The following is a 9,700-nucleotide window of genomic DNA, read 5'->3' as shown; positions in this document are numbered from 1 at the left end:
CTGACACTGTCACTAAAATCATATTATATTTATATTCTGATATATAACTTCCAATATATCCTGCAAGCATTATTATTAAAGTTCTTATTGTAGTATCTTTAAATATATCAAATAAAATTACAATTAATATTGATCCTAAGATAGTTGCAAAAATTCTATCTTTTGATTTTTTTTGTGAAAGCTCATATAATGGATTTGTTAATGATAAGATAGTGAAAATAATCCATCTTCCTTCTTGTAAATTAAGTATATCCATTATAAATGCACCTATTGTTATTCCTGTTGCTACTCTAATAGCATAAGAAAACTTTAAAGAATTCTTTTTTAATACTTTAAAATTTAGAACACTACTTTTAAATTCATTTGGTATATCTTCAATTTTATTTATGAAGTTATAACTCTTTTTATCTAATCTTGTTAAATCTAAAATTATATCTGATAAATCTACTATATCATTTAAAATTTCTAAGACTTCTAAATTGCTCTCATTTAGTTTTTGATATTTTTCTATAAGCTTTTTACTGTCCATCTCAAAGTCAATTAACAATTCATTTTTATCTAAATAAGCCCTTGTATTTTCTATAAAATAATATAAATCAGTTAAAACTTCATCTAAAGATTCTTTATACTTTACACTATTTAAATGTATAGCTATTTCCTCTAAAGCGGCTGAAAGATTTAACTTTATTTGCCCCTCTTCTGTTAAATAATAATCTTCTTCCCTTTTGTCATGAATCATATTTCTAAAAGAACTTATTAACTTAGTTATATTTATATTTCTTGATTTATTATCATCTTTTATTTCTGCTATACCACTTAATAAACTATCACAAATATTTTTCAGAATTTTATTTCCATCTTTTGAAAATCTATTTTTATTAAATAATACCTGAAGTAACATAATAAAGATTGCACCAACAACTAATGAAATTAACCTTATTATTACTCTATCACCACTAACTGGGTTAACAAGTAAAAATAAATATTGCAATGAAAACGGTAAGTACATTGGTCTTCTTAAACTATGACATAAATGATAGCTTATTAAAAACAAAGAAATAAAATTTACTGGTATAGCTAACCACATATTACTTGAAGCTATAATTGTAGCTATTCCAATAAATAAATTTAAACCAATAAACTTAAAGGTATTTTTAATCGGATTCAATGTTAAGTCTCTTTCTAATAACATTAGCATTGCTGTTATAGTAGTTACGCCTATTAATGTATTTTCATTTCCAAAGATACTCTTGAAAATTACTACAAAAGCCATAACAAAAATAAACATTGCTGTTTTTGAAATTATCAACTTTTTATTCATATTCTTTCCCTCAACTCAACTTTTTTCAATATTTACTATTATCAAAGAAAAATTTTACTCCTATTAATATTTCTTTTCAAGTAATATATGTTAATAATAAATAATATATTAACTATTACTATCTTCATTTACTATTTTTAAACTCCACTTTCTTACTAGAAAATTTTTTCTGACTATTATTTTCTTATTTTGAGCAAAATAAATAATATTTATTAATATTATTTTAATGAAATATTAATCCAAAATTCTATAAGGTTATGTTAAAATTTAAATACACATATATTATATATAGGAGATTATATTATGAATATACTTATATTATCAGCGTCTACAGGTGGTGGACACATGGCAGCCTCTAAGGCTATTGAACATTATATTAATAAAGAAAATAAAAATATAAATATAGAAATTATAGATACATTAAAATATATAAGTCCTATTTTAAATAAAACTATTGATAATGGATATGTATATTTAGCTACTAAGACCCCTAGCTTGTATAAAAGACTTTATACTATAACAAATAATGATAATTCTAGAGTTGATTTTGTTGGAAGATTGAATAAATTATTTTCTAAATCACTACTTAACTTAATTAGTGATTTTAATCCTGATTTAATAATAACTACTCATCCCTTTCCTACTGAAATGACATCAATTTTAAAAGAAAAGGAAGAAATAAAGATTCCTTTAATTTGTATTATGACTGATTACGCACCTCATAAAACATGGATAAATAATAAGGTAGATGCTTATATTGTATCAAATGAAGATATGATGAATGAAATGATAACTAGAGGTGTAAATAAAGATTTAATTCATCCATATGGAATACCTATTGAAGGTGTATTTTACGAAAAAATAGATAAGAATGTATTTTTAGATAAAATAGAGTTAGATCCTATTCTTCCAACAATTCTTATTATGGCTGGAAGCTTTGGTGTCACTAATATACTTCAAATATATAAGGAAATTAATAAGGTTACTTTAGATTTTCAAGTAATTATTATTACTGGTAAAAATAAAAACTTATATAATGAATTTAAAGAAATACTACCTGATTCTTCTAAGAGAACAAAGCTTATTTATTTTACTAACGAAGTAAATAAATATATGCAAGCATCAGATTTACTAGTTACTAAACCAGGTGGATTAACTATTTCTGAAGCTATAGCTTGCAATATTCCAATGGTGTTATTTAATGCTATTCCTGGACAAGAAGTGGAAAATGCTGAGTTTTTATTAAATCATAATATGGCTATTATGTTAGAAGATACACATAATTGTTCCTATGTATTCCAAGATTTATTACTAGATAAAGGTAAGCTTAATAATATGAAATTAGCTTGTGAAAATTTTGATAAAACTGATTCACTTGAAAAGATTTATAATCTAATAAAAGAATTTTTAAATATTTAATAAATAAAAAGCATCAATTTAATTTGATGCTTTTTATCTTTGTATTTATTTTTATCTAATTCTACTACTTATAAATTCAATTTCATATTTAGTAATTAATCCATCTTTGTTTAAATCACATAATATATTTGAAGTATTATAAGCTTTAGATGCTATTGCTAAATCTCCAATATTTATCTTCTTATCACCATTAATATCTCCAGTAAATTCATTTATTTCTAATGATTTAATTAAGGATATTAAATAACTTAAATTTACTGTAGCATCTTGCACTTGTACATTAGTTGCCTCTTCATTATCAATAACTACCTTTGCTTCTGCTAAACCAACATTTAATCTTTCTTTAGCACCTAAATGATATTCACCATTATTTATTCCTTCTATAATACTAATACTTAAGCCTTCACCTTTATTAAATAATTCAATAAGCTCTTCTTTATTTACTTCTGAGCTTGTATTTTCAGTTAGTTTTATAGCAGTTAATGAATGTGCTTTAAATTCATAATTTAATGAGCTTTCACTTACATGCTTATTTTCCTTTTCAATTTCTACATTATTTAAGTCATCTAAAGTATTTTCAGCATCAAAGCTTGGCCCATCAAGTGTCCATACTTCTGCATTGTACCCTGTTAAATCAATACCTTTTAAATTAAATCTTACATTTGTACTATCAGCTCTTGAGGAATTTACTACCATTAAGTATATCTCTCCATTTTCATTTGTAGTAATCATTGTATCAATTGCCTTTAAATTATTCCCTAAATCCTTATTATTTCTTACTTTATAATCAATAACAGTACTACCTGTCATTTCATTAAACAACTTAAATGCCTTAGCAGATGGAGTTGCAACAAAATCATACTCTCCGGTTTCATCATTTTTTATTGCTTGTATAACAGCTTGTTGACCTGGCCCTAAAACATCTCCATATGGAAAATCTACTAAACAATGTCTATTAGCATATGGTACATTTAACTTTGAAATACCCATTAACATCTTTGAAGTATATAATGCATTTACTTGTGACTTTACAAATCTACTTGTATCTCTAAATATTCCATACTCTGATACAGTTACACTTTTTTCTTTTGCTTTTTCCTCACCTAATACTTGTTTCATCTTATCTTCATAACTCTTAACAGTTGCTACCTTTTCTTCAGCTCTATATAAAATCTTTTCATAGTAATTTGGATCATTTGAATTTATTTCTCCTGAATAAGGATGTACTGCTATTCCATCATAATCATGCTCAGTTCCTAATCTATCTACTACTGATAATGTTTCATATGATGTATATAATCTTACTTCTGGATCGATTTCCTTCATTGCTTCTCTTACTTCAACATAACCATCCTTATCTGCTCTATATGACACTCTTATATCTAATCCCTTTTCTGGAACACCACCATTGGTACCATCTCCAAAATTAATTTCTCCTGTTTCCTCATTTAATGTATATACCTTTTCATTCCCTATACCATTTAATGAGTCTACTCTTGACCAAATTTCACTACCAACCTTTAATGTTACACTTCCTGCTATTACTGGTGCATATTTTATAAACTTTCTTTGATTTACCTCACCAGTTCCTTTACCTTTAATAGCCTTCCAATCCTCTTCTTCTACTACTAATTCATTATTAAAGTTAAATGTTCCTCCAAACAAATATGCTCCTAACCTATCGTTTGATTGAGCATTTGTCCAATATCCTTGATCTGCAAATTGAAACTCATTACCAAATTCAAATTGTTTAACATTATATGGTTCTACTCTTCCGTTATTTGCCCTTACTTCTGCCCAATCTATTCCTCCATTAGGGTTCTCACCTACTTCGCAATTTAAATACTCTACTAAATCAGCTGCATCTTGCGATGACCCATTTCCTGCACCATATACATAAATAAATTCACTATTATTTTCTTCTGCATATTTTGCTGCTTCATCTAAACCAAAGTAAGGAAACTCTGGATCTTGCTCTGGATTTCCATGTATAGCATATAATCTATCTTCTACTTTTCCTATTGATCGCTTCCATTGAAATAAATTAGATACAAGACCTCCCGGATACCTTAGTGAACCAAAGCTTGCATCTTTATATAAAGCATCAAACTCCTCATCCATTTTCATTTCTTCTACATTCCAAGAGCCATAGCCATCTTTATGATATCTATGGTTTATTCCAAATAATTCTTTTCCTATAGTTCTTACTTCATTTTCTAAATCAGCTGTTACTAAAACTGAATCACCTAAATTACTATTAAATATTTGTTCTAATTCATTTGATTTGTCTTGTAGTTTATCTATAGCTACCAATATATCATTTCTATTTGAACTTTCATTTAATAATTTAGCCTTAGTTACTTCACTTAATAAGCTATCATATAAGCTTTGGTTTAAATCTCTTGGGACATAATCTAATATTTCTTCTGACTTTTCTATAGATATTAATAGTTCTTTAAGTAAGCCTTCTATATCTGCAAATTCCCTATATAAATCTATTGCATTTTCTTCATTTAATACCTTGTTATATACTTTTACTTCATCAATAATTCCTTTAAAAGCTCTTCCATCATTATTTTTGTGATCACCTATTCTAAGTTTATCATTAGAATTAGGTAATGATATAGCTATTGAATTTGACTCTAATTTACCATTTACATATAATTTAATATTTTTACTTTCACTATCAACAGTTATAATTAAGTTTTTCCAAGTATCCTTTTCTATTTTGTTATTTCCGTATTTATTTTCTCCCCCTAAATATGTTCCTAGCCTGTCCCCTGTAGATACTTCTCTAAACATCATGCTCCTACCTGAGCCTTCTTGCTGTAATATTATTGTATTATTACTTCTGCTATCACTTTCTGTTTGATCTACCTTAGCCCATAAAGATATAGAAAATGAACCTTGAGCTGGATTTATTATTGAAGGTATTGAAATAAAAGTTCCCTTATCTCCTGATAATTGTATACCTTTACCATCAACCCCTGACTCTGTTATAACTGCATTTCCCTTTAGCTCTCCATCTTTTCCATTATTACTAATATCAGCTATAACCTTATCTTTTATTTCTTCAAAATTCCACTCCCCAATTATTCCACTATCTATTGAGCTTTTTTCTATTGATGCCCAAGCTGATGTAGTTCCTGTAAATAATATTGTTGCTAATAAAGCAGCTAATATCTTCTTTGCTCTTGACTCCTTCACTATTTTTTTTAACATTTTAACTTTCAAAACTATCCCCCCCTTTTACTCTCTCTTTTATTATATCTCTTCAATATAATTTTTGTAAATATTTTACAAAAACTTGTTTCAATATATTCAAATTTTATAAAAAAGGATTTACATATATGTAAATCCTTTTTTATCTCTATTTTTTAGTTCTTATATTAATTGAAATTGGTTTTGATTCAAGTCCATCCATTGTTTTTGCAACTACTTTTACTCCATAAATGCTATTAGATTTTAAATCCTTAAATTCATATTCCAAAACTTCACCTGGAAGTATTACAGCTTCTAATTTACCATCTAAATAAACCTTATACTCTTTAATAAAGTCATTATTACTCGGTGAATTCCAAGTAACTTTTGCACAATTACTTTCTATTTCACTTGCCTTTAAGTTGCTTGGTTTTTCAATAACAACTTTTTCAGTTAGAGTTTTCATTTTATTTTCAATCCAAGTTTTTTCTTCACAATTAGGTAATTCACTTATAAGGTTATTTATCAACTCAATATCACTAGGATCATTAATTTTACTAGCTTCCTGAATTAGAACATCTATAAGTGCTATGGCTGATTTTAATTCTCCTTTTGATACCTTATCTAAATCATCATTTTTTATAAGCTCTACTTTATCCTTAGAAGCTTGAATTAAATCCTCGTTATTTATTTCTCCATTTTCCATTACAGCTTCATATACCATTGAAACTATATTTCCATATCCACCTTGAATATATCCTTTTGAATCAAAATCTTCATTTATATACTCTGAATGCGGATAATTAGTTAAATAAACTATAGCTAAATCATTTTTAGGATCTATTACAGTTTCTGCTCCAATCCATCCTGAGCTACTATAAGTTAAATTGCTAGCATAGGAACCTAATTCATCATTAGAACTTTGGTTTGACATTCTATTCCACCCTAATCCTCTTTCTGGATTATTAGTATCAGGTTTAGTAAATTGATCTAAAACTTCCTTACTAAATAATTTTACTCCTCCATATCCGCCTTCATTTAATAATGTTTGCATTAACACAGCTATATCTTTTGTATTAGAAAATAATCCAGAATGACCTGATACTCCATCCATTGAGTAAAAAGCTTTTTCATCAAAAACCTCACCTCTTAATGTGTAATCTCTTATTCCTTCAAAGTGCTTATTTCCCTCTATATTACCTTTTATTCCTGTTGCTACAATATTATCCTTACTAATTCCTTTATCTAATGGATTAAACATGGTATTTTCTAATCCTAAAGGTTTATAAATATACTCTTCTGTATATTCATCTAATGTCATTTCAGTAATATTTTCAATTACTAATCCTAGTAACATATAATTTATATCACTATCTATACTTTCTATTTTAGGTTCTCTTTCTAATGGTATTTGTGGAAGTAATTTTATTGTAGTTTCCCTATCTACTGAATAAAATTCTCCTGAAACATTTTTATCATAAAACTCTATATTATTAGGTAATCCAGATGTATGATTTAATAAATCCTTAATTGTTATAGTATCTTTCCCTTTAATCTCATCATTTTCTCCATCAATAAATGTAGGTATATATTTAACTACTAAGTCATTAATATTTATTTTTCCTTCTGTAACTAATTTTTGTATTGCAAAATTAGTTACAAAAGCTTTTGTAGCTCCCCCTAAATCAAATAAACTATCTGTAGTTACAGGCTTTAATATATTTAACCTTCCATTTTTATCATATACTTGCTTATATCCATATGCTGAATTCTTTATTATCTTTCCATCTTTAATAACTAATAATGCTGATGACGAATATCCTAATTCTACTTCTGAATTTATAATCTTATCTATTTTAGAAAACCTTTCTGAATCAATTCCTATATCCTCTGGCTTACCCTCAGTAAGCTCTGGGTAAGAAACCTTTATATTTATAGATGCTCCCTCTGGCATCACATTTAATACCTTTAATGAATTATCACCATCAACTGTATATTTACCAATATTTATTGTTTCTTTTCCTGATTTTAAAGCTTTAGAAATATCTATAGCTTTTCCATTTACATAAACCTCTGCTGATGTAGCTCCATTATTTTCTAATATTATTTCACCTTTTCCCTTGTACCCTTCAAAGCTTCTTCTATTTCTAGCATAAACTCTACTTGTTAAGTCATCCTCTGGAAATTTAGGATTTACTTGTGTGGCCTCTCTCTTTTCTACCTTAGTTATATATGGTGATTTATCTTCTTTTGACTCATCTGTATTTTCCATAAAAGCTTCATAAACCTTAGCCATTATACTTCCATATCTTCCTGTTTCAAACTTAGATGCCTCAAAATTGTTTTCCTTTGTAGGTGAATGCCTCATATTTGTTAATAATATTGTTGTCATATCATTTTCTGGATCTATATTCATTACACATCCAGTCCATCCTGTATGCCCAATAGTTAAATTTCCTGCATATGGTCCAAACTCCCATATCTTTCCCCAGTCACTTTGTCTATCCCATCCAAGACCATAATAGTTATCATCATCTGATGGTTTAATAAACTCATCTACAACAGTTGAATCAAATAATTTAACGTCTCCATATCCTCCTTTGTTAAGCATAACTTGAGCTAATATTGCCATATCTTCTACTGTTGAAAATAAACCTGCATGACCTGATACTCCCCCCATGGAATACCATGCCTTTTCATCATGTACTTCTCCTTGAAGTGTATATTCTCTTATATTATTAAAAAGAGGTATAGAGTAATCTCTTGTGTTACCATTTCTCTCCGTTGCAGCAACATCTTCCTTATTAAATCCCTTTTCTAGTGGATTATACATCGTCCTCTCTAACCCTAATGGCTTATAAATATTTTCTTCCACATATTTATCTAAATCCATTCCAACTATTTCTTCTACTATAAGACCAAGAATCATATAATCTGTATCACTATAAATAGTGTCTGTTCCAGGCTCATATTGTAATGGAACTGTAGGTAGTAATTCTATAGTTTTTTCTCTATCTTGAGAATATAATCCCTCTTTTATTACTGTAGCATTTTTATTATCAAAAAATCTTATTTCTGGAGCAAAGCCTGCCCTATGATTTAAGACATCCCTTATTGTTATTTTAGATTTCCCCTTTACCTTAGCGTCTTGCTTATCTACAAATGTAGGTAAATATTTAACTACTAAATCGTCAACATTAAGCTTTCCTTCGCTTACAAGTTTTTGCAGCGCAAAGTTTGTGCTTAATACCTTTGTTAAAGAAGCTATGTCAAATAATGTATCTACACTCATTTCTTCTTTTTCTTCTAACAAATTATTTTTATCCCACTTTTTGCTATAACCATAGGAACTACTTTTTACTATTTCACCATTTTTAACTACAATAAGAGCTGCTCCTGGAAAGCCTTCACTTACTTCCTTATTTATAAAATCATCTAATTCTTCTAGCTTTTTAGATGAGAACCCCACGTCTTCTGGTAAACTGGCATAAGTCAATTCTGGATATAGAACTTCAATATCTATACTTGATCCCTTTGGCTTTACATCTAAAACCTTAAGTGTATTTTCTCCATCCACAGTATATAATCCAATGTCTAATCTCACTTCTGAATTACTTCCGTTTAATGAATCCTTTAAGTCTATTAAATTACCATTAATATATATCTTTGCAGAAGTAGCTCCATTATTTTTTAATATTATTTCCCCTTTTCCACTATATCCCTTAAATACTCTTCTATATCTATTAAAAACCATATTTG

At 27.7% G+C, this 9,700-nt stretch carries 4 protein-coding genes; 1 reads left to right on the top strand and 3 read right to left on the bottom strand.

Annotated features, from left to right (window positions below; translation table 11 throughout):
• On the bottom strand, window positions 1-1,321 hold a 1,321-nt coding region (locus ACRDBA_RS09545), incomplete at its 3' end, for an FUSC family protein (protein WP_438572693.1).
• Between the two features lie 303 nt (window positions 1,322-1,624).
• Here ACRDBA_RS09545 and ACRDBA_RS09540 point away from each other — a divergent pair.
• Entirely contained in the window at window positions 1,625-2,740 is a 1,116-nt protein-coding gene (locus ACRDBA_RS09540; RefSeq protein ID WP_438572692.1) for an MGDG synthase family glycosyltransferase, read from the top strand.
• A gap of 51 nt (window positions 2,741-2,791) precedes the next feature.
• On the opposite strand, the gene ACRDBA_RS09535 is transcribed toward ACRDBA_RS09540, so the two are convergent.
• Both ACRDBA_RS09535 and pbp4b read right to left on the bottom strand, forming a co-directional pair.
• On the bottom strand, window positions 2,792-5,974 hold the full coding sequence (locus ACRDBA_RS09535) for a LamG-like jellyroll fold domain-containing protein (RefSeq protein WP_438572691.1): 3,183 nt from the start codon (window positions 5,972-5,974) through the stop codon (window positions 2,792-2,794).
• Window positions 5,975-6,110: 136 nt separating this feature from the next.
• A partial coding sequence (gene pbp4b, locus ACRDBA_RS09530; RefSeq protein WP_438572690.1) for a penicillin binding protein PBP4B occupies window positions 6,111-9,700 on the bottom strand: 3,590 nt, incomplete at its 5' end.

This window comes from Clostridium sp. (assembly GCF_051654825.1).
Lineage (GTDB): Bacteria > Bacillota > Clostridia > Clostridiales > Clostridiaceae > Clostridium.
The sequence above is the reverse complement of the archived record's forward strand: the minus strand, read 5'-3'. Positions and strand labels throughout refer to the sequence as shown.